This window comes from uncultured Bradyrhizobium sp. (genome assembly GCF_947648125.1).
In the GTDB taxonomy this organism is placed as follows: Bacteria; Pseudomonadota; Alphaproteobacteria; order Rhizobiales; family Xanthobacteraceae; genus Bradyrhizobium.
In genome coordinates, this window is sequence record NZ_CANSMR010000013.1 from 64,443 (window position 1) to 86,061 (window position 21,619).

Annotated in this window: 20 protein-coding genes; 12 read left to right on the top strand and 8 right to left on the bottom strand. The window is 65.5% G+C overall.

The window, feature by feature from the left end:
• The 4 genes from Q0030_RS22575 to Q0030_RS22590 all read right to left on the bottom strand — a co-directional run bounded on the left by Q0030_RS22575 (nucleotide 1) and on the right by Q0030_RS22590 (nucleotide 5,253).
• Complete coding sequence (locus tag Q0030_RS22575; protein WP_298371828.1) at nucleotides 1–1,197, bottom strand: ABC transporter substrate-binding protein; 1,197 nt, start codon at nucleotides 1,195–1,197, stop codon at nucleotides 1–3.
• A gap of 162 nt (nucleotides 1,198–1,359) precedes the next feature.
• The gene (locus tag Q0030_RS22580) at nucleotides 1,360–2,343 is read right to left on the bottom strand and encodes an NAD(P)-dependent oxidoreductase (protein ID WP_298371830.1); all 984 of its coding nucleotides are present in this window, start codon (nucleotides 2,341–2,343) and stop codon (nucleotides 1,360–1,362) included.
• 12 nt (nucleotides 2,344–2,355) lie between these two features.
• Nucleotides 2,356–4,212: a TRAP transporter large permease subunit gene (locus tag Q0030_RS22585; RefSeq protein WP_298371831.1), complete on the bottom strand. Its 1,857-nt coding sequence runs from the start codon at nucleotides 4,210–4,212 to the stop codon at nucleotides 2,356–2,358.
• A gap of 9 nt (nucleotides 4,213–4,221) precedes the next feature.
• Complete coding sequence (locus tag Q0030_RS22590) at nucleotides 4,222–5,253, bottom strand: TRAP transporter substrate-binding protein (RefSeq protein ID WP_298371833.1); 1,032 nt, start codon at nucleotides 5,251–5,253, stop codon at nucleotides 4,222–4,224.
• 181 nt (nucleotides 5,254–5,434) lie between these two features.
• Between Q0030_RS22590 and Q0030_RS22595 the strand changes: the two genes are divergently transcribed.
• Nucleotides 5,435–6,181 (top strand): FadR/GntR family transcriptional regulator, encoded by a 747-nt coding sequence (locus Q0030_RS22595; protein ID WP_298371835.1) that lies wholly within the window; start codon nucleotides 5,435–5,437, stop codon nucleotides 6,179–6,181.
• A 307-nt stretch (nucleotides 6,182–6,488) separates the two neighbouring features.
• Here Q0030_RS22595 and Q0030_RS22600 read toward each other — a convergent pair whose 3' ends face one another.
• On the bottom strand, nucleotides 6,489–8,534 hold the full coding sequence (locus Q0030_RS22600) for an adenylate/guanylate cyclase domain-containing protein (RefSeq protein WP_298371837.1): 2,046 nt from the start codon (nucleotides 8,532–8,534) through the stop codon (nucleotides 6,489–6,491).
• Between the two features lie 190 nt (nucleotides 8,535–8,724).
• Here Q0030_RS22600 and Q0030_RS22605 point away from each other — a divergent pair, with 190 nt between their 5' ends.
• The 10 genes from Q0030_RS22605 (at nucleotide 8,725) to Q0030_RS22650 (ending at nucleotide 18,311) form a co-directional block, all read left to right on the top strand.
• The gene (locus Q0030_RS22605; RefSeq protein WP_229166761.1) at nucleotides 8,725–9,456 is read left to right on the top strand and encodes a cytochrome c biogenesis protein CcdA; all 732 of its coding nucleotides are present in this window, start codon (nucleotides 8,725–8,727) and stop codon (nucleotides 9,454–9,456) included.
• Nucleotides 9,457–9,584: 128 nt separating this feature from the next.
• On the top strand, nucleotides 9,585–10,049 hold the full coding sequence (locus Q0030_RS22610) for a DoxX family protein (RefSeq protein WP_298371842.1): 465 nt from the start codon (nucleotides 9,585–9,587) through the stop codon (nucleotides 10,047–10,049).
• Between the two features lie 97 nt (nucleotides 10,050–10,146).
• Nucleotides 10,147–11,937, top strand: a complete 1,791-nt coding sequence (locus Q0030_RS22615; RefSeq protein WP_298371844.1) for a DUF255 domain-containing protein — start codon at nucleotides 10,147–10,149, stop codon at nucleotides 11,935–11,937.
• Between the two features lie 322 nt (nucleotides 11,938–12,259).
• Nucleotides 12,260–12,523, top strand: coding sequence for a hypothetical protein (locus Q0030_RS22620; RefSeq protein WP_298371846.1), 264 nt, complete (start codon nucleotides 12,260–12,262; stop codon nucleotides 12,521–12,523).
• 185 nt (nucleotides 12,524–12,708) lie between these two features.
• Entirely contained in the window at nucleotides 12,709–12,966 is a 258-nt protein-coding gene (locus Q0030_RS22625; protein ID WP_298371848.1) for a hypothetical protein, read from the top strand.
• 103 nt (nucleotides 12,967–13,069) lie between these two features.
• Complete coding sequence (locus Q0030_RS22630; RefSeq protein ID WP_298371849.1) at nucleotides 13,070–13,969, top strand: DUF692 domain-containing protein; 900 nt, start codon at nucleotides 13,070–13,072, stop codon at nucleotides 13,967–13,969.
• Complete coding sequence (locus Q0030_RS22635) at nucleotides 13,966–14,751, top strand: DNA-binding domain-containing protein (RefSeq protein WP_298371850.1); 786 nt, start codon at nucleotides 13,966–13,968, stop codon at nucleotides 14,749–14,751. The genes Q0030_RS22630 and Q0030_RS22635 overlap by 4 nt, the downstream gene beginning before the upstream one ends.
• Before the next feature lie 12 nt (nucleotides 14,752–14,763).
• Complete coding sequence (locus Q0030_RS22640) at nucleotides 14,764–15,540, top strand: creatininase family protein (protein ID WP_298371852.1); 777 nt, start codon at nucleotides 14,764–14,766, stop codon at nucleotides 15,538–15,540.
• Nucleotides 15,537–16,526: a hypothetical protein gene (locus Q0030_RS22645; RefSeq protein ID WP_298371854.1), complete on the top strand. Its 990-nt coding sequence runs from the start codon at nucleotides 15,537–15,539 to the stop codon at nucleotides 16,524–16,526. The genes Q0030_RS22640 and Q0030_RS22645 overlap by 4 nt, the downstream gene beginning before the upstream one ends.
• Before the next feature lie 96 nt (nucleotides 16,527–16,622).
• Nucleotides 16,623–18,311, top strand: coding sequence for a SulP family inorganic anion transporter (locus Q0030_RS22650; protein ID WP_298371856.1), 1,689 nt, complete (start codon nucleotides 16,623–16,625; stop codon nucleotides 18,309–18,311).
• A gap of 135 nt (nucleotides 18,312–18,446) precedes the next feature.
• On the opposite strand, the gene Q0030_RS22655 is transcribed toward Q0030_RS22650, so the two are convergent.
• Together Q0030_RS22655 and Q0030_RS22660 are read right to left on the bottom strand one after the other, a co-directional pair.
• Nucleotides 18,447–18,839 carry a hypothetical protein gene (locus Q0030_RS22655; RefSeq protein ID WP_298371857.1) on the bottom strand — a complete coding sequence of 131 codons (393 nt, stop codon included), beginning with the start codon at nucleotides 18,837–18,839 and terminating at the stop codon, nucleotides 18,447–18,449.
• 32 nt (nucleotides 18,840–18,871) lie between these two features.
• On the bottom strand, nucleotides 18,872–20,296 hold the full coding sequence (locus Q0030_RS22660) for an FAD-linked oxidase C-terminal domain-containing protein (protein WP_298371859.1): 1,425 nt from the start codon (nucleotides 20,294–20,296) through the stop codon (nucleotides 18,872–18,874).
• A 130-nt stretch (nucleotides 20,297–20,426) separates the two neighbouring features.
• On the opposite strand from Q0030_RS22660, the gene Q0030_RS22665 reads away from it, so the two are divergent.
• Nucleotides 20,427–20,942 (top strand): thioesterase family protein, encoded by a 516-nt coding sequence (locus tag Q0030_RS22665; RefSeq protein WP_298371861.1) that lies wholly within the window; start codon nucleotides 20,427–20,429, stop codon nucleotides 20,940–20,942.
• A 251-nt stretch (nucleotides 20,943–21,193) separates the two neighbouring features.
• On the opposite strand, the gene Q0030_RS22670 is transcribed toward Q0030_RS22665, so the two are convergent.
• Nucleotides 21,194–21,367, bottom strand: coding sequence for a DUF1328 domain-containing protein (locus Q0030_RS22670; RefSeq protein WP_021077209.1), 174 nt, complete (start codon nucleotides 21,365–21,367; stop codon nucleotides 21,194–21,196).
• Nucleotides 21,368–21,619: the final 252 nt, after the last annotated feature.

Genomic DNA, 21,619 nt, shown 5'->3' on the forward strand with positions numbered 1-21,619 from the left:
CTATGTGTATCCCGGCGCCAGCGCGAAGGTGCCGTCCTTGGCGGTCGAGGCTTCCGACATCACGATCTCTTCGGTCAAATAGCCGTTATGCTGGGTCGGCGAGAAGCGGTAATTGCCGAAATAGCCGGGATAGGTCGATAGCGAATTCCAGTAGTTGACGATGCCGGCGCTGTCGGTCGAGCCGCTTTCCGCAACTGCTTTCGCGATCAGCTCGATGCAGTCGATGCCGCCCGCGATCCACCATAGCAGCGTGTCGTTCAGCGCGATGTTGGCCTTGGTCAGCCGTGCGACCAGGTCTGCGCTCTTTGGCGGCAGCTTGCCGGCGCTGTCATAGCTGCAGCTTTTGTAGCCGATCGCATAGACCTTCTTCCAATTCTCGGGCTTGGCGACCAGGCTCGCGAGCTCGCCCGACGCCATCGAAGGGTGGCCGACGAACGGAACGTCCCAGTTCATCGCGGCGCGGGTGTTGAACATGCGCGCCTCCATGCCGGTCGAGACGCTCCACACCACGATCGCCTCGGCGCCGGCATTCTTGGCGCGCAGCATGTCGGGCGTCATGTCGGGCTGCGTGGCGTCGATGTTGGCCTGATAGACCACTTCGGCACCGTCTTTCTTGAAGGCCGCGACGGACGCCCCGACCGCGGTGACGCCATAGCCGGTGGTGTCGCCGATCACGGCGACCTTCTTCACCTTGAGGATCTTGAGACAATAATTGCGCACGGCATCGTCCCATTGATTGTTCGACGGCGCGATGCGGAATGCATTGGGGAACTTGACCGGATCGATCAGGGTCTCGACGACGCAAGGGTGCAAATCGGGCATCTTGGCCCGCGCCATGATCGGCGTCGTCGCCAGCGCCTCGCCCGAATTCAGCGGGCCCCAGATCGCATGAACCTTGGCCTGGCTGATCAGCTCCTGCGTGGCGTTCACCGCCTTGGTCGGGTCGCCCTGGGTGTCGCGCATCACAAGCTCGATCTTGCGGCCCTTCACCCCGCCCGCGCCGTTGATGGCGTCGACCGCGAAGTTGACGCCGCGGTTGAAGCCTACGGTCGGCGCCGAGCTCGGGCCGGTGATCGCCGCGAGACAGCCGATCTTGATCGGTTCCGATTGTGCGATGGCTGGAGCCGGGAAGGAGAATGAGGCGGCGCCCAATGCACCGGCGCTGCCCAATATGACGTCACGGCGTGAAATGGCCATGTGATGCACTCCCTGTTTCCCTCTCGGCGCCCGTCGTTTGTTGCGGGACGTCCGTTGATTGATTGTCCGCGCGCTCAGGGCCGCGGTTTGACAGGCTCAAGTTTGAGCTGGATGCGAAGGTCTTGTCCAGCCCCTCGGACCGCATTGGGATCGGCCGAAGGTTCATGGCTTCGCCCGCCGCGTCCAGTGCTCGGCATTGACGGCGCCGACAGGGATCTCGCCGGCGATGATCTTCGCGACCTGGCGCACGGTCTCCGACGATTGATGCTCGATGGCTTGCGGCGTCAGGCCGCCGACATGCGGGGTTGCAATGACATTGCGCAGCTTCGCGAGCTCCGGCGTCGGCATCTGGTCGGGCGCGCGGCCGACATCCATCGCCGCACCCGCGATGCGGCCCTCGCGCAACGCGGCCGCCAGCGCCGCCTCGTCGACGAGATTGCCGCGCGACAGGTTGATGAAGAACGCGTGCGTCTGCATCCGCGCCAATGCGGCCCGCCCGACCAGGTTCTCGGTCTCTGCATTGGCGATCGCGAGACAGACGACGTAGTCGGCGCGCGCCAGCAGATCGTCGAGCGGCGGATGCTCGATCGCCGCATCGTCCGGCGTCACGAAGGGATCGGCAACCAGCACCTTCATGCCGAGCACCTTCGCGATCCCGGCAAGATAGCGCCCGATGCTGCCATAGCCGATGATGCCGATCGTGCTGCCCGCGAGCTGGCGGCCCATCACGACCTCGGGCGCCCTGCCCGCATGATAGTCAGCGGTGGCGCGCGAGACGCCGCGCGACAGATCGACCATGAAGCCGAGCGCGAGCTCGGCGACCGATTGGATGAAGCCGGCGCTCGCCTGCGTCACCAGCACGCCGGCGGCGGATGCTGCCGCGACGTCGATATTGCGGATATCGACCGCGCAGCGCACGAAGGCACTCAGTTTTGGTAGCCGCGGAAAGATATCACCGGGCCCCGGCGTCATGCGATCGGCGACGATGATGTCGACGTCGGCTGCGGCCGCGACCAGGGCAGCCGCGTCGAGCGCCTCGTCGCCCTCGTGCAGCCTGACGTCGGCGACCGCGCGCAGGCCGTTCAGGCTGCGCTCGCCGTAATAGTCGCGGCGCATCTGCGGCGTATGAGCGAGCAGGACCTTCACGCTTCTATTCCCCTAATAGCCGAGCGCATGCGGCAAGGCCGTGCTGATGGCGGGCACGAACGCGATCACCAGCAGGCACAGCAACAGCAGGCCGAGATACCCTGCTATCGGCTTGATGGTCTGCTCGATCGGCACATTGCCGATCAGGCAGGCGCCGTAGAGGCCAAGACCAAGTGGTGGCGCAAACAGCCCGAGCCCCATCGCGATCACAAGCACGATGCCGAAATGCAGCGGATCGATGCCGAGCTTGACGGCAACCGGCAGCAGCAGCGGCCCGAAGATGATCAGCGCCGCGGCGCCTTCCAGCACCGAGCCCATCACCACCAGCACCAGGATCGACAGCAGCATGAACAGCCAGACGCCGTGGCTGCCCGAGATCGCCAGCATGAGCTCGCCGACCGCGTGCGGTACCTGTTGCAGCGTCAAAATGAAGGCGAGCGACTGCGCCGCCGCAACGATGAACAGTACCAGCCCCGAACGAATAGCCGATTGCACGAAGCAATGCGCGAGGCTCTTGGCGCCGAGATCGCGGAACAAGAGGCTGCCGACGGCGATGGCGTAGACCGCGGCAAACGCGGAGATTTCCGTTGCCGTGGCAAAGCCGCTCTTGAAGCCGAAGAAGATCATGAAGATCAGCCCGAACGAGGCGATCGCGCCGGTCCACAGGCCCGATACTGCGGCGCGCGGCTCGGGCTCCTCGTTCGCGGCGGGACGCTTGCCGAAGATGATCGACACTGCGATCAGCGCCAGCGCCATCAGCGCGGCCGGCAGCATGCCGGCGACGAACAGGCCGCCGATCGACAGATTGGCGACGAAGCCAAGAATGATCAGGTTGATGCAGGGCGGAATGGTCTCCGCCATCACCGCGGAAGCGGCGAGCAGCGCCACGGCGCCGCCCGGGTTCTGCTGCGAGCGGCGTGCCGCCGGGATCAGCACCGAGCCGACGGCCGCGACATCGGCCATCTTGGAGCCGGAGATGCCGGAGAACAGCACCATCGACATCACCATCACGACGTTGAGGCCGCCGCGCATCCGTCCGACCGCGCGCTGCAACAGCTCGATCAAACGGACCGACATGCCGTTGGCTTCCATCAAATAGCCGACCAGGATGAAGAACGGGATCGCCAGCAGCACGAAATTGTCGATGCCGCGCGCCATCTGCTGCGCAAAGATCACGCCGGGCAGCGTGCCCTCCACCCAGATGAAGATCAGCGCCGCCAGCGCTAGCGCAAAGCCGATCGGCAATCCGCCGAACAGCGTGAGGAAGAAGCCGATCAGCATCAACGCCTGCGACGACGGCACGGACGATGGTGCAAACGCATCCCAGGCCAGATAAAGGCCGGCGATGATTGCGGTCGCGACGATGCCGGCCACCATGTCGCGCAGCGGCCGGCCGCAGAACGTCTCGAACGCGAAGATCGTCATGAACGCCGCGCCGACGCCCATCGGATAGAACGTCCATTCCAGCGGCAGGCCGGAACCGGAGGTCTGGCCGGTCGTCAACCAGCCCATCTTGACGGCGTTGAACGCGACATAGAAGGCAATGATGGTGACCAGCAGCGCACCGACCGCATCGACGACGCGCCGCACGGCCGGCGGCAGCATGTCGACGAAGAAGGCGACGCCGAGGTTCTCACTGCGCGCGAGCGCGCTCGCGGCACCGAAGAAACTCGACCCGACCATCAGGCCGCGGGCGACGTCGTCGGACCATTCGACGGGTGCATTGAACAGGAAGCGGGCCAGCACCGAGACGCAAACCACCACGAGATCGGCGGCGAGCAGGATCGCCGCGATCGCGTCACTGATGGCGAGCAGCGGCGCCGTGATCCGATCTGCGCTGCTTCTCGTCGCAACTGCGGCGACTGACATGCGCCGACCTCAGGCCTGGGTGGCGCGGATCAGATCGACGACGGCCTTCGCCTCGGGCCGTGCCTTGATGAAATTGTCGGTCTGCGGCAGCACGCGCTTGCGGAACGCCTCCTTGTCGCATTCGACGACGGTGACGCCCTTCTCCACCAGGGTCGCCAGCGCCTCCTTCTCCACCGCAAGGCCGTGTGCGCGGGTGTCGGTCGCGGCCTGCTTCGCCGCGTCGAGGAAGCCTTCGCGAAGCTTCGGGGCCATGCGGTTGAAGGTGGTATCGCTGAAATAGACCGCGAGCGGCGAGAAAATGTGCTGGGTCAGCGCGTAGTGCTTCGCCGTCTCGTAGAACTTGCTGGCCAGAATGGTCGGCGGATCGTGCTCAAGACCATCGAGCACGCCGGCTTGCAGCGCCGTATAGATTTCGCCGAACGCCAGCGGAGTCGCCGCGGCTCCCATCAGGCGCAGGCATTCTGTGATGATCGGGTTGGGCAGCGTGCGGATCTTCAGGCCGGCGAGATCGTCCGGCGTCTTCACCGGCTTCTTCGCCAGCACGCTGCGGGCGCCGAAATTGTAGGCCCAGGCGATGATGTGGATGCTGCCACCCTTGAGCAGCGCATCCTCGATCGGCTTTGCGGCGCCGGCATCGAACGCCTTGGTCTGCTGTTGGTAGCTGGTGAAGAGGTAGCCGAGATCGAAAGTGCCGACCAACGGCACGAGGTTCGCCGAGATCGACGAGCCCGAGACCATCAGGTCGATCACCCCGAGCTTCACCGAGTTGATGACGTCGATCTCCTGGCCGAGCTGGTTGTCGGGGAAGAAGGTGACCTCGATCTGCTCGCCGAGCCCGTTGGCTTTCAGGCTCTTGACGAGGTTGTCGTAGTAGACGCGGCCGTTGGCATATTTGGGGTCGTTCGGAAGCGACGACGAGCACCGCATCTTCATGGTCGCAGCCTCTGCGCGGCCGATGATGGCGGGCGCGGCGGCGAGCCACGCCGCAGCCGCGGCCGACGACCGCAGCACGATGCGGCGGTTCACATGCTTCGAGATCATGATGATGCTCCTCCCCAGGAACGGATCGTTTTTGTCGTCTCTTTGTCTTGGCGTTCTCTTGGCCGCCCGCCGCCTGGCGCGAGCTTGGCAGCGCTTTTGTCATAATGTATGACAAAACACATTCGGTTGTGCAAGAGCGCCGCGGCGGCGGTGCAGACAACCAACCGCAGCGAGGCTTCCGATGTTCCAGACCTCCAACGCGTTGCGCCGGAGCGTGCACAGCCAGGTCGCCGACCGGGTCGGCAGCAGCATCGTGCGCGGCGAGATCGGCGTCGGCGAGACGCTGCCGCCGGAAATGCAGATCTGCGAGATGATGGACGTCAGCCGCACCGTGGTGCGCGAGGCAATGCGGACGCTGACCGGCAAAGGGTTGATCGAGTCGCGGCCGAAGAGCGGCACGCGGGTGCGGCCACCCGAGCAGTGGAATCAGCTCGACCCCGACGTGCTGCGCTGGCACCTCGAGACCACGGAGATCGATCGCTATCTGGCCAAGTTGTTTCAGCTGCGCTCCGCGGTCGAGCCCGCCGCCGCGGCGCTGGCAGCGACCCATGCCGCAGAAGACGACATCGCCCGCATCCGCGTCGGATGCGACGGCATGGACGCGGCAAGGACCAATGAGGAGTTCGTCGCCGCCGACATCATGTTCCATCAGGCAATCTATTTCGCGACCCGCAACGAGTTCTTCTGGCCGATCGCGCAGATGTTCGAGATCACCCTGCGCCAGAGCTTTACGATCGCAGCCCCCGGTTCGCACCGCCCGCGCGCGCTGATCGAGCACCGCGCGGTGCTGGACGCGATCGTCGCGGGAGATGCCGAGGCTGCACGCGAGGCCACAGTGGTGCTGCTGACGCATTCCGCCGACGATCTGGTGCGGATTCGGGGACGGGAGTTCGAGACGGCACCGGGCAAAGGCGCGCGCAAGCCGTGATGGTAATAGCGATGAGTACACGGCTCTTTCCCCATCGTCGTCCCTGCGAAAGCAGGGACCCATAGCCACCGATGCAAATTGGTTTGCAGCACTGGGGCCGCAGCTCGCTTCAACAACAAAACCCTGTGGTTATGGGTCCCTGCTTTCGCAGGGACGACGATGAGGATGGTTCTCGATTCAAGTTGCCACACCACGCACTGTCATCGCCCGGCTCGAGCCGGGCGATGACGGGTGAGGATGAGGACGCAGCTTCGCATTGAGTTGCCCGTCGGGCTGTTTTGTCGCAGCCACAGCAAAAGCGAGGCCGCTATTTCGACCGAGCCACCGTGGTGCCGTCCCAATCCTCATCGGTGGGATTGGCGAGCTGATGCCTGCATCGCGCGATCATCTGCGCCGAGGCCGCATCCGTGCCGCGAAGTTGCAAGGACCTCTCGAACGCCGCGATCGCCGCGGTGAAATCGCCGGCGCGCCAGGCCGCAAGCCCGGCCTCATAGGACGCGATCCAGTCGCGCGCGACGGCGCCCTCGTCGGCCATTGCGATCAATTCGTAGATTTCCAGCCCGCCGGCGCGGCCGTAGACGGCGAGCCGGTCGAGCTCGCGGACGACGATGCGGTCACCGGCCAGACGCCGCGTCTCCGGACCGATGATGATCGTCGATCCATAGACCTTGTTGGTGCCCTCAAGGCGGCTCGCGATGTTCACGGCGTCGCCGATCACGGTGTAGTTGAGCCGCACCTCCGAGCCGATATTGCCGACCAGCATGTCGCCGGAATTGATGCCGATGCGGATCCTGACCGCCTCTCCCTTGTCGTCGGCGAGGCCGGCCTGCGCGACCGCGCGCTGGCAGGCGAGCGCCGCCCGGCAGCAATCCGCGGCATGGTCCGGGTTGGCCGCAGGCGCGCCCCAGAACGCCATGACGGCGTCGCCAATGAACTTGTCGATCGTGCCACCCTCCTTCTGGATCGCCGCGGAGACGATGTCGAAGTAGCGCGACAGCAAGGGGATGATGCGGTCGCCGAGCCGTTCCGACATGCCGGTGAACCCGGCAAGATCGATGAACATCACACTCATCGGCCGCACCGCGCCGCCGAGCCGCGCGCCGTTGCCGTCGCTGACCAGCCGCCGCACCAGATCGGCGGGAATGTATTTGCGGAACGCGGCGAGCCCCTGCGCCATGTCGCCGATCGCGCCCGAGAGGTTCTCGAGCTCGGCAAGGCGCGACGGATGCCGCTCGACCTTGTCGAGGTCGAAGCGCTCGACATGCCTGATCTCGCCGACCACCCTGATCAGGGGCGCCGCGATCAGGCGCTGCGCCAGCCAGGCCGACAACAGCCCGGCGCCCGCGATCAGCGCCGCGAGCCCGATCAGCAGGTTGCGGATCGTCATCCGCACCGGGCCGAGGAATTCGGCTTCCGGCACCACCGTCACTAGCGACCAGCCCGGGAACGAGATCGGCGTCAGCACCGCCTGATAGGCCTGCCCGTCCCGCGTCACCTGGGACCGGTACGCCTCGCCCTCGCCGGGATCGTAGGCCTTGCCGGCCTGCCTGATCGCGGCGACCGCAACCGGCAGCAGCGGGTGGTCGGTCTTCAGCGCATTCAACTCGTCGGCGTCAGCATCGGGAGACGCGATCACGCTGCCGTCGCGATCGAGCAGGAAGGCGCCCGCGGACTTGCCGACCGTGAGCTGCGAGAGGAAGTTCGACACCCGGGTCAATTCGATGATGATGGCGAGCACGCCGGTGCGCTCGCCGTCGACGTCGATCGGCACCGATAGCATCGCGGCCAGCCGCTCGCCGCGGGGCAGCGCCGTCAGCGTCGACCATTGCTGGTCGCGGGCTGCGATCGCATCGCGAAACCAGGGCTGCTCCGTGACCAGGTATTTGCTGTCCTCGACGGTGCTGCCCCTCGGCTTGATGTCGATGCCGGCATAGTCGTATTGATCGGCACGCAGCTTGCGGTCGGGCGAGATGGTCAGCATCTCGACGCCGGCATCGCCGAGCTTGTGGGCGCCAAAAAACGAGCCGTCCGGCCAGCCGAACGCGACCCACGAGATGGTCGGTTGCGACTGCAATTGCGACAGGAACACGAACTGCCGCTTGCGCGCGTCGCGGGCGTCCAGCACCTTCTCAATCAGCAGCGTCCGCACCGCCGTCATCGACGAGCGCGCTTCGGTCGTGATCGACTGCAGCTCGTCGCCGACCGCGGACACGATCTGGTCGTTGATGGTGTCGGCCAGCGTCTGGCTCACCCGTTGTGCGGTGCGCCACCACAACAGATGCACGCCGACGGCGCTGACCACGATCGAGGTCAGGACGAGGGCGGAGATGGCGCTGCGGATGCCGATACGCATCGATGAGGTCCGGATCAGCGGTTGCTTTACCGCATTACGGAACATATCCGCGATTGTTTCGCCAGTTCGGGACGCAACGCAGCCCCCGGACACGGGCCTGTGACCATAGTTGAAGGCCTCAGTGACGAAACTTCTGGATTGTTGGCAGCGTACACGCCAAGACAAGACAGCTATCTTCGAAGGTTCCTTGATGCACGACGTCACGATCCCGGCCGCCTTGATCGCCGGTCTAGTCAGCTTCCTGTCGCCCTGCGTGCTGCCGCTGGTGCCGCCCTATCTGATCTACCTGACCGGTGCGACCATCGAGCAGGTCAACCAGGACGGCGCCACTGCGGCCTCCAAGCGCGCGGTGATGACGGCGGCGCTGATGTTCGTGCTCGGCTTCTCGACCGTGTTCGTGGCGCTCGGCGCCAGCGCCTCGATCGTCGGCGGGCTGGTGCGCGCCTGGTCGGCCGAGCTCTCGATCCTGGCCGGCATCGTCATCATCATCATGGGGCTGCACTTCCTCGGCATCACCCGGATCGGCCTGTTGATGCGCGAGGGGCGGCTGACCGCGCCCAAGCCGGTCGGGCTGTGGGGCGCCTATGTCATGGGGCTGGCGTTCGCCTTCGGCTGGACGCCCTGCATCGGACCGATCCTGGCCGCGATCCTCTCGATTGCGGCCGCGGAGGCCACGGTGACCAAGGGCGCCGGCCTGCTCGCGGTGTATTCGGCCGGGCTCGGCATCCCCTTCCTGCTCGCCGCCTTCATGGTCAAGCAGTTCTCCTCGGTGTTCGCGCGGATGAAGCGCCATCTCGACACCGTCGAGCGCGTGATGGGCGTGCTGATGGTGGTCACCGGCATCGGCTTCCTGACTGGCGCGGTGTCCGGTGTCAGCGTCTGGCTGCTGGAAACCTTCCCGGCGCTGCAAAATATCGGCTAGCGCCCGTAACAAGCCCGCCTCCCCGGCGAAACTCCCACCATGACGCAGCCGTAGCTTCTGGCTCGTGCCTTTGCGTTCGCACCGGACACCGGCGCAGGCTGCGTGGCGGAATATTGGGAGGGTTTCGCATGAATTTCATCGTCAACCTGCTGATTCTGCTGCCGGCGCGGATCGCCGCGCATTTTTCCTGGGCCGGGCCGCTGATCATGCGGATCATCGTTGGCTACACCTTCATGCTGGCCGGCTGGGGCAAGCTCACCAACCTCGCCCAGGTCACCGAGAACTTCGCCGGCTGGGGCATTCCGTTCCCGACCATCCTCACCCCCTTCGTGTCCGGCGTCGAATGCTTCGGCGGCGCGATGCTGATCCTCGGCCTGTTCACCCGCATCCCGGCTGCGATGCTCGCGGTGGTGATGATCGTCGCGATCAAGTCGGCCAAATGGGGCGACGTCGATTCGCTGGAGACGCTGCTCGGGTTCGAGGAAGCGACCTACTTCGCCGCCTTCATGTGGCTTGCGATCGCAGGTCCCGGCGCCGCCTCGCTGGACCGCCTGCTGGTCAACGCGACCGAGGGCCAGAAGGCGCCGACCTGAGATCAGCCCGGAAGGCCGGCTCACAATGCCGTGACATGGCGAGCCCCGATCCCGGCGGCCCCGTAGCTGAAACGACCCTCGCCTCCGGGAGCGCGCCATGAGACTTGTCCGCAGCATCGCAATCCTCATGGCGTTGAGCGCACAGCCCTCACTTGCGGCGGACGCCCCGGCATGGAGCGACTGGAGCCACGATCTGTTCACGCGCGCCGCGACCGAGAAGCGGTTCGTCATCCTCGATCTCGAGGCGGCGTGGTGCCACTGGTGCCACGTGATGGAGAAGACGACCTACGCCGACCCCAAGGTACAGGAGCTGCTTGTGGCGAAGTATCTCCCGGTCCGCGTCGACCAGGACGCCAATCCGGATCTCTCGAGCCGCTACGGCGACTGGGGCTGGCCCGCGACCATCGTGTTCGCGCCCGACGGCAGCGAGATCGCCAAGATCAGGGGCTATATCGAGCCGGAGCGGATGCAGGCACTGCTCAAGGCCATCATCGACGATCCCTCGCCGGGCCCGTCGGTCGGCGAGGCGTTCGAGATCAAGCCCGCCACCTCGGCCTTTCTCGGCAAGGCGCAACGCACCGAGCTGACCAGGACGTTCGACGAATCCTACGACGACAAGCTCGGCGGCTGGGGCGAGAACCAGAAATATATCGACGCCGACAGCCTCGACCTTGCGATCAGCCGAGCCGAAGCCGGCGACACCACGGCAACGAGGCGCGCAAGGCAGACCCTCGATGCCGCGATCGCGCTGATCGATCCGGTGTGGGGCGGCGTGTTCCAGTATTCGGAAGGCGGCTCCTGGAGCCATCCGCATTTCGAGAAGATCATCTCGTTCCAGTCGCAATATCTGCGGCAGTACAGTCAGGCCTATGTGCAGTGGAAGGAGGCGAAATATCTCGCGGCCGCGCGCAACGTCGAACGTTACCTGACGGATTTCCTGCTGAGCCCCGACGGCGCCTTCTACGTCAGCCAAGACGCCGATCTCGATCACGAGGTCGACGGCCACGCTTATTATGGGCTTGATGATGCCGCGCGCCGCAAGCTCGGCCTGCCTCGCGTCGACAAGAACCTCTATGCGCGCGAGAACGGCTGGGCGATCTCCGGCCTCGTGGCCTATTACGACGCGAGCGCCGATCCGAAGGCGCTGGCGATCGCCGAGCGCGCCGCGAAATGGGTGCTCACCAATCGCGCGCTGCCGGACGGCGGCTTCCGCCATGGCGACAAGGATCGCGGCGGCCCCTTCCTCGGCGACACCGTCGCGATGGGACAGGCCCTGCTCGATCTCTACGCCGCGACCGGCAATCGCGACTGGCTGATGTCGGCGGTGCGAGCCGGCGACTTCGCCGCGACGTTCCGCGACGAGGCCGGCGGCTTCTTCACCTCGAAGACGTCGGAAGGGCAGGCCGGCGTGTTCGCGAGGCCCGCCAAGCTGATCGACGACCAGATCCAGGTCGCGCGCTTCATGAACATGCTCAATCGCTATGTCGGCAGCGACGGCACCCGTGAACTGGCCGCGCATGCGATGCGCTATCTCGGTGCGGCTTCGAGCGAGATGCCGCGGCCGATGCCCGGCGTGCTGCTCGCCGACGAGGAACTGGCCACCGAGCCGACGCATGTCACGATCGTCGGACACAAGGACGACGCTCGCGCGCAACGCCTGCATACGATCGCCCGCGCCCTGCCCGCCCGCTACAAGCGGCTCGAATGGCTCGACCTGCGCGAGGGCAAGCTGCCCAACCCGGACGTCGACTACCCCGACCTCGGCGAGCCCGCGGCCTTTGCCTGCAGCAACCGCATCTGCTCGTTCCCTGCGTTCAGCGCCGAGGAATTGCAGGCGAACGTGGCGCAGATGGCGAAGCTGAAGCCGGCGCGCGCGGCACAAAACTGATTAAAATGCAAACTGTGCAACGCAGCAAACCGATCGGCTCGGCGCAATGAAATACTCTCCGGCCGACGGTGTTTGACATGGACCGGGCGTCAGACCCGGCCCAGACAAAATTTTCTTTTGAAGCGCTGTAACCAAATCGCCTGATACCCCGTAGCTGATCTTGGACGAGCACTCAAATCGCGGGAAGCACCGCGCCGCGGACGCCCCTGCGATCTGATTGTTCTCCGAATGTCCATCCGTTGTGCGGTCCGGGATCGAACGATCGAAGGATGCTCACGGCGCCATGTTTTTTTGCCTTCAAACAATCACCGAGGAGATCGTCATGAAGTTGAATTCGAAGTCCGGCGCAACGCTCGCCGTCGCTGCGGCCACCCTGTTCCTCGCCGGCTCGGTGGTTTCGACCACCTCGACGCCCGCGAATGCCGCCATGGGCAAGTGCATGGCCGGCAACGCCTGCAAGGGCCAGAGCGCCTGCAAGGGCGGCGCCAATTCCTGCAAGGGCCTGAACGCCTGCAAGGGCACCGGCTTCTCGCTGAGCTCGGAAAAGCAGTGCAACGCGATGGGCGGCAAGTTCGTCAAGGGCTGATCGCATCGTCTCACGAGGGGCCCGGCGACGGCGCCGGGCCTTTTCACGCCAAGGCGTGGATAAATGATCCCGGCATGGGTAACCAAAGCCGACCAGATCCGTAGCTATCTTTGGGTGCAGCCTTCGGCCAACTCACACGGTTTGCAGGCGGCGCACCTTCAACCATCTTGCACAAGGAGACGCTCATGAAGCTTACAACCAAGTCCGGTGCCACACTTGCCGCCGCCGCCGCCACGCTTTTCCTGGCCGGAGCCGTGGTGTCGACGCAGTCCTACGCTGCGAGCGAAGGCAAATGCGTCGGCGCCAATGCCTGCAAGGGCCAGAGCGCCTGCAAGGGCGGCAATCACGCCTGCAAAGGTCAGAATGCCTGCAAGGGCCAGGGCTTTGCGCAGATGACGAAGGCCGACTGCACCGCGGCGAAGGGCAAGTTCAAGGCCGGGTGAACGGATCGGACCAAGCGGGGCCCGGTGTAGGCCGGGCCTCGTTTCCATGATAGTTTTTTGAAGTTGGGCGCCACGACCCTGGCGCCAGAAGCGCGGAGCCGCCATGAACGTCGCGAGCCGATCACCGGACAAGTCGGTGCTCGCAGAGCGCCCGCTGCAATCAGCCAAGCCGCCGTTCCTCGGCTTCGGCCTCGGCCTGCGTGCCCAACACTACGACGAGATCCTGAACGGAAATCCGCCGATCGACTGGTTCGAGGTGATCAGCGAGAACTACATGCTGCCGGGCGGCCAGCCGCTGCGCATCCTCGACCGAATCTGCGCGCGCTATCCCGTGGTGATGCACGGCGTCTCGCTGTCGATCGCCTCCACCGCGCCGCCGAATTTCGACTATCTGCAAAGCCTGAAGGACCTCGCGGCGCGCGTGCAGCCTAAATGGGTGTCCGACCATCTGTGCTGGACCGGTGTGCACGGCAAGAACCTGCACGATCTGCTGCCGATCCCCTACACGCAGGAGGCGCTCGATCACGTCGTGAGCCGGGTGCAGCTGGTGCAGGATTTCCTCGGCCGCGCCATCGTGCTCGAGAATGTCTCGACCTATGTGCAGTTCAACAATTCCGAGATGACGGAGTGGGAATTCCTCTCCGAACTGTCGCGCCGCTCCGGCTGTTGGCTGCTGTTCGACATCAACAATGTCTATGTCAGCGCTTTCAACCACGGCTACGATCCGATGGCCTTCCTCAACGGCATTCCAGCCGATCGCGTGGTGCAATTTCACATGGCAGGCCACAGCCATATGGGCACCCACATCATCGACACGCACGACCATCCGGTGTGCGAGGATGTCTGGGACCTCTATGTCGCGGCGTTGAAACGGTTCGGACGCGTCTCGACCATGATCGAGCGCGACGACAACATCCCGCCGCTCGACGAATTGCTGCGCGAGGTCGAGCGGACCCGCGAGATCGCCGGGCAGGTGCTACCCGCAGGCGCGCCGGCGGCATGAGCGACTTCGCGCGCCAGCAGAGCGAGTTTCAGCACGCCATCCTCACCGGCGACGAGGGCATCTTGACCGAAATCCTCGACAGCCCCAAGGAGACGCGCGCGACGCTGTTCGGCGTCTATCGCCATGCCTACGGCTCGCGGCTGGTCGAGGCGATGCGCAACGACCACGAGCTGCTGCATCAATTTCTCGGCGACGAGATGTTCGACGAGATGGGCCATGCCTACGTCAAGGCACGGCCGTCCGAGCATCCGAACCTGCGCTGGTTCTCGCAGGGATTGCCGGATTTCCTGAAGGCCACCGCACCGTACAGCAACCATCCGGTGCTCGCCGACCTCGCCGCGCTGGAGAAGGCGCTCAACGACGCGTTCGACGCCGCCGAGGGCGCCGTGCTCGCGCTGGAGGCGATGGCCGGTTTCGCACCCGAGCAGTGGAACGATCTGGTGTTCCAGCCGCATCCGAGCGCTGCGAGGGTCGACCTGTCGACCAATGCGGCCGCAATCTGGATGGCATTGAAGAACGACGAGACGCCGCCCGAGGCGGAGGCGCTCGTCGAACCCGCCCGCCTCCTGATCTGGCGCCAGGACACCACGCCGATGTTCCGCGAGCTGCCGACTGAGGAAGCGATGATGTGGGATGAAGCCTCTGATGGCGTTCCGTTCGGCGTGCTCTGCGAGATGCTCGCGACCTATGATGATCCCGACAACGCCGCAGCGCGCGGCGCCGGCTATCTGCATGGCTGGATCACGGCGGGGCTTCTGACAGCGGCATCCATCCGCAAATAGAGGGCCCGCGGCATGGGCGCCGACATCGTCAGCCATTTCATCGAACGCCTCACCTGGGACGAGGTCGCGCGGCGAATTGGGGCTGAGCGACCGGCGATCCTGCCGATCGGCGCCGCCGCCAAGCAGCACGGTTTCCATTTGCCGCTCAACACCGACCGCCTGCAGGCCGAGTGGTTTGCGGCGCATCTCGCCGAACGCATCGACGCGCTGATCTGGCCAACCGTCACCTACGGTCACTACCCCGCTTTCGTCGAATATGCCGGTAGCGCCAGCCTGTCGGCAGCAACGTTCGAAGCCATGGTGCATGAGATCGCTGCCGGCATCCTCGGCGGCGGCGTCAACAGATTGTTCGTGCTCAACACGGGGATCAGCACGCTCGCTCCGGTCGAACGCGCGCTGGCGGGCTTCGAACCGGGCCGGGTGAGGCATCTGCGGCTCTACCAGGGCCCGCGCTTCCGCCGCACGGCCGAGCAGCTCTCCGAGCAACGCCATGGCAGCCATGCCGACGAACTGGAGACGTCCCTGATGCTAGCGCTGGCTCCGGACGTAGTCGATCCGGCACGCGCCGAAGCCAGCCCCGCCCTGCGGCGCGAGGCGCCCGGCCGCCTGACGCCGTCGGACCGCACTTCGCCGAACTACAGCCGCTCCGGCAGTTACGGCGATCCGACGCTCGCGACATCAGCCAAGGGCGAGGCGCTGCTCGCGGCGATTCTCGACGATCTCTCCGATCAGGTGACCGCGGCCCTTGGCGAGAACGCCATGCCACGGCGGCGCGGCACACCGCGATGAGGAGCATCCCGACCTATCGCGTGATCGCCGCCGCGATGCTGGTCGCGGCGATCCTGATCGGCATCGCATCGTGCCACGTCGAGGCGCAGTCCGAGTTCATGCGCGGCGAAGGCATGCCTTACGACGCCTTCGACCGGTTGCCCAAGACCGATCTCGACGTCGCCGGCGCCACCATTCATGTCGGGTTCGCTCCCGGCGATATGGCGCTGCCGAAGGAAAAAATATTCGACTGGATCAAGGCGTGCGCCCGCGCGGTCTCGATCTATTACGGCCGGTTTCCCGTCAGCTCGTTGCGGCTGCTGATCGTGCCGGTCGACGGTTCGCGCGTTCGCGGCGGCACCACATGGGGCTATCGCGGCGCCGCGATCCGGCTGCCGATCGGCCGCGACGCGGGCGTCGACGATCTCAAGCGCGACTGGGTGATCGTGCACGAGATGGTGCACACCGCCCTGCCCGATCTCGACGACCGCTACGCCTGGCTGTCGGAAGGGCTCGCGGTCTATGTCGAGCCGGTCGCGCGGGTGCAGGCCGGCGATCTCACGGCGCGGGAGATCTGGCTGGCGATGCTGCGCGACATGCCCAAGGGCCTGCCGCAGGCCGGCGACGCGGGCCTCGACAATACCGACACCTGGGGCCGGAAATACTGGGGCGGCGCGATGTTCTGCCTGTTCGCCGATGTCGAGATCCGCAAACGGACCGGCAACAAATTCGGCCTGCAGGACGCGATGCGCGGCGTGCTCGCCGCCGGTGGCAATCACGAGAAGGACTGGCCGATCGCGCGGGTGCTCTCGACCGCCGACAAGGCGGTCGGCGTCGACGTGCTGACGCGGCTGCACGACGAGTGGGGATCGAAGCCCGTGACACCTGATCTCGCCGCGCTGTGGCGCGACCTCGGCGTTAGGCTTCAGGGCGAGAGCGTCGAATTCGACGATCGCGCGCCGCTGGCGGATATTCGCAAGGCGATCACCGAAGCGCGCGCGGGATAGCGACCGCTTCGCGGCTGCACACGGCCCAACTCTGCTGGATTTTGCCGGCGCGATGTCGGACTATCGGGGAATCGCCGCAATCCTCACGGGAGACCGATGGCCGACGTTCATCAGACACGCGCCAACTGGCCGATCTTCCGCTCGCTGAGGGCGTTCCGGCCGGGCGACTTGCCCGGAGATCTGATCGCCGGGTTGACGCTCGCCGCAATCGCGATCCCCGAGCAGATGGCGACCGCGCGGCTCGGCGGCTTCTCGCCGCAGATCGGCTTCTTCGCCTTCATGGCCGGCTCGCTCGGCTTTGCGATGTTCGGCGCCAACCGCTTCCTGTCCTGCGGCGCCGACTCCACCATCACGCCGATCTTCGCGGCCGGCCTGGCGCTGATGGCGACCGCTGGCTCGCCCGATTATCAGTCGCTGGCGATGGCGCTGGCGCTGATGGTCGGCGCGATCATGATCGCCGGCGGCCTGTTCAAGCTCGGCTGGATCGCCAATCTGCTGTCGACGCCGGTGACGGTCGGCTTCCTCGCCGGCATCTCCGTCCACATCCTGGTCTCGCAATTGCCGGGTGTGCTCGGCCTGACCACGCCGGACGGGCCGACGCTCTACAAGCTCGGGGTCCTCACTGAGAAGATCGGCCAGACCAATGCCTACACGCTGGCGATCGGCCTCGGCGTGCTGGCGCTGGTTGCCGGATCGGAGAAGATCAGCGCGCGGATTCCGGGCGCACTGATCGGCCTTGTGGTGGCCACTATCGCCGTGATCGCCGGCCAGCTCGAAAGCAAGGGCGTCAAGGTGGTCGGCACCGTGCCCGGGTCGCTGCCGACGCCATCGCTTCCGGTCATCGCTCCGGAGCGATGGATCAAACTGTTGTCGCTGGCGATCCTGATCTCGATCGTGGTCATGGTGCAGACCGCGGCGACGACGCGCTCGTTCCTGTCAGATCCGGACAAGCCGGCCGACGTCGATCGCGACTTCCTCGGCGCCGGTGCCGGCAGCCTGCTCGCCGGCCTTTTCGGCGCCTTTCCGGTCAATGCCAGCCCGCCGCGCACCGGCATCGTCTCGGAGACCGGCGGCCGCACGCAGCTTGCCGGCCTGTTCGCCGCCGCCATCGTGCTCGCGCTGCTGGCGTTCGGTGCGACGCTGCTGCAGCACGTGCCCGATGCGGCGCTCGGCGGCGTCCTGCTGTTCGTGGCGCTCCGCATCATCCGCGTGAAGCAGATCGTCGCGATCTACCGCCAGTCGTTCTACGAATTCCTGCTGGTGGTGGCGACGGCAGCCGCGATCATCGTGCTGCCGATCGAGCAAGGCGTCGCGGTCGGCATCGCGTTGTCGCTGCTGCACGGCATCTGGACCACGACACGCGGCCAGCTGGTGGAATTCGTCCATGTGCCCGGCACCACGATCTGGTGGCCGACCGGCCCGCACGTCGCCGGCGAGCGCAAGCCCGGCATTGCCGTGGTCGGCCTGCAGGCGCCGTTGTCGTTCCTCAACGCAGAAGGTTTTCACAGCGGCGTGCTCAAGACCATCGGCCGCGCGACACCCAAGCCGAAACTGCTGGTGATCGAGGCCAGCGGCATGGTCGAGATCGACTTCACGGCGGCGCAGGCGTTGCGCGACCTGTTTCGCGAATGCCGCGATGACGGCGTGACGGTGGCGGTGGCGCGGCTCGAATCCTCCCGCGCCCAGGAGGCGTTCGAGCGCTTCGATCTCTACGGCGTGCTGCAGAGAGACCACGTCTTCCACAGCGTCGATGAGGCGGTCCGCACGCTCGGCGGGCAGAGCTAGCGATTGGTGAGATCCGTCGCTGCGTAGCCCGGATGGAGCGAAGCACAATCCGGGATTCTCGCGCACGTTGAAGAACCGTCCCGGATTTCGCTTCGCTCCATCCGGGCTACTGGCTCTCCACTCGGCCAGACCAGCTCAAGCCTGCTCGCCCTCGAGCGTCGGATGCTCCTTCAGCACCTCCGCCTTGATCGAGGCCGCGTGGATGGCGCGGAACAGCGCCCGCCCGGCCTTGATGTTGTTGGCCTTCATGCACAGACTGACGATCTCGCGCACCGCGGAATCCCGCACCAGCTCGTCGGAGATCTTCATCGCGGTCTCCATCGCGACCTTGGCGGCACGTTCGTAACGTTCGCGCTCGATCTGCTGCTTCTCCTTCGCGCGCTTGTTGGGCGAGCCGACCGCCTCGGCGCAGCTGGCCGCATCGCGGCAGATCGCACGGATCCGCTGCGCAGCCTCGATGTCGCCGAGCGGCTGCGCGACGGGATCGTCCCAGATATCCTTTCGCCTGGCCTTGCTGAACCACGACATCGCAAAGTCCTGTGGCCGGAATATCCGATCGGTTAAGCCGCAGGAACGATCTTGCCGGGATTGAAAATATTCTGCGGATCGAGCGCCTGCTTCAGCGCCCGCATCGCGTCGAGCGCCTCCGGGCCGAGCTCGGCCTTCAGATATTTCTGCTTGCCCTGGCCGATGCCGTGCTCGCCGGTGCAGGTGCCGCCCATGGCCTGCGCCCGTTCGACGAGCCGGTGCATGAACTCCTCGCCGCGCGCCATCTCTTCCTTGTTGTTGACGTCGCAGACCAGCGAGCAGTGGAAATTGCCGTCGCCGACATGGCCGACGATCGGCGACAGCAGGTTGAGCCGCTTCAGATCGTCCTCGGTCTCGGTGACGCAGTCGGCAAGCCGCGAGATCGGCACGCAGACGTCGGTTGCGACCACGCCGATGCTGTCGCCAGGACGAATCGCCTTCACCGACCAATAGGCATCGTGCCGGGCCTGCCACAGCTTCGTGCGGTCTTCCGGCTTGGTGGTCCAGCTGAAGTCGCCGCCGCCGCACTCGGCGGCGATGTCGCGGAAATTCTTCGACTGCTCGGCGACCTCGACCTCGCTGCCGTGGAATTCCAGCAAGAGCAGCGGCGTCTCCGGCAGCGACAGCTTTGAGTAATTGTTGCAGGCCTTCACCTGCGCGGCATTGAGCAGCTCGATCCGCGCGACCGGGATCCCGGTCTGAATCGCCAGGATCGTGGCCTGGCAGGCGCCGCGCACCGTCTCGAACGAACAGGCGGCGGCCGCGATCGTGTCGGGAATGCCGCGCAGGCGGATGGTCAGCTCGGAGATGATGCCGAGCGTGCCCTCGGCGCCGACGAACAGATGCGTCAGGTCGTAACCGGCCGACGACTTCTTGGCCCGCGTGCCGGTCGTGATGATCTCGCCGTCGCCGCGCACCACCTTCAGCGCCAGCACGTTCTCGCGCATGGTGCCGTAGCGCACCGCATTGGTGCCGGAGGCGCGGGTCGAGGTCATGCCGCCGAGCGAGGCATCGGCGCCGGGATCGATCGGGAAGAACAGGCCCTGGTCGCGCAGATGCTCGTTCAGCGCCTTCCGCGTCACACCGGGCTGGATCACGCAGTCGAGGTCCTCAGCGTGCACCTCGAGCACCTTGTTCATGTCGCGCAGGTCGATGCAGACGCCGCCCGCGGGCGCGTTGACCTGGCCCTCGAGCGAGGTTCCGGTGCCGAACGCGATGACGGGCACGCGATTGGCGGCGCAGATCCGCACCACGTCCTGGATGTCGGCCGTTTCCTGCGCCATCACCACCGCATCGGGCGGCTGGGTCGGCAGCCAGGTGGTGGTATGGGCGTGCTGCTCGCGCACCGCCTGCGACGTCACGAGCCGGTTGCCGAACCGCGCCGCCAGCGCGTCGATCGCGCGCTTCAGGGCCTCCGGCTCAGGTCGCGTCACATTGCTCGAAATCGTTGTCGCCACGTCGAATTTCCTCCCGGATTTAGCCGACCGTGACAAAGCTTGTATAAGGGGTCAAGAGAGCCTGACTTGAAAAAGTGGACGCCGGTGTCACAGAAAAGTTCATGCTCGCACGCCAACGAACCGGGGATGGATGATGACTTCAGTGACTGCCGCCAGCGAGACGCCGCTCCCTTCAGCTCCGTTCAAATCCTCGGTGATGCAGATCGAGCCGCAATGGATCGATTATAACGGCCACCTCAACATGGCCTATTACAATGTGATGTTCGACCGCGCCATCGACGAGATGTGGCTGGAGCTCGGGATCGGGCCTGCCTATATGAAGGAACGGCACTGCTCGACCTTCACCGCCGAGTGCCACGTCCGGTACTTGCGAGAGATTCATCTCGGCGATCCCGTGCAGGTCTCGGTCTTCCTGCTCGGCGCCGACGAAAAGCGGCTGCACACGTTCGAGGAGTTGCGCCACGCCACCGAGGGCTGGCTTTCCGCGACCTCGGAAAACCTGACGCTGCACATCGACATGGAGGCGCGCAAGGTGGCACCGTTTCCACCTGACATCCGTGCCCGCGCTCAAAGGATCGTGGATAGCTATGCGGGCGTGCCGCGGCCCGAGGGCATCGGCCGCAACGTGGCGATGCCCTCGAAGTAGATCAGCGCTGCGCCAAAGTGGGATGGCGTTAGAGATTCAGCAGTCGGTCCGGCCGCAGGCTCGCTGCACCTCTCCCGCTTGCGGGGGAGGTCGGATCGCATCGTTAGATGCGATCCGGGTGGGGGCTCTCACCACCAAGCGACTCGTGGAGAGAGCCCCCACCCTAGCCCTCCCCCGCAAGCGGGAGAGGGAACGCAGTTTCGATGCCGCTACGGCTCGACCTCATCTCATTGCTTCGCTTCATTGCCTCGCTAGACCCTTGTGCGGCCGCGCGCCAGTCCGACCACCGCCGACACCAGGAACAGGATGATGGCGATGAAGAAGATCGCCTTGGCGATTTCGATCGAGGCGCCGGCGATGCCGCCGAAGCCCAGAATGCCCGCGATCAGGGCGATAACCAGGAATGTGACGACCCAGCTCAACATGATCAAACCTCTCGCTTCGTTTCCTCGTTCGATTCCCGGCGCGGGCGCTTAGCCGACGCCGCATTCGTTGAAACAATCCTGCGGGGAAACGCTGGTTCCTGAGCGCGAAACCGGGAAATTTTCGCCGATTTCAGGAACCAGGCCGGTTGTGCACTGCTGCCAAAACCGTTCCAAGCGGCCGCGATAAAACCTGTCAAAACGGCCGATCAGGCCCTATATGCCACTCAATCCCTGTTAAGAAGGCTCCCCTTC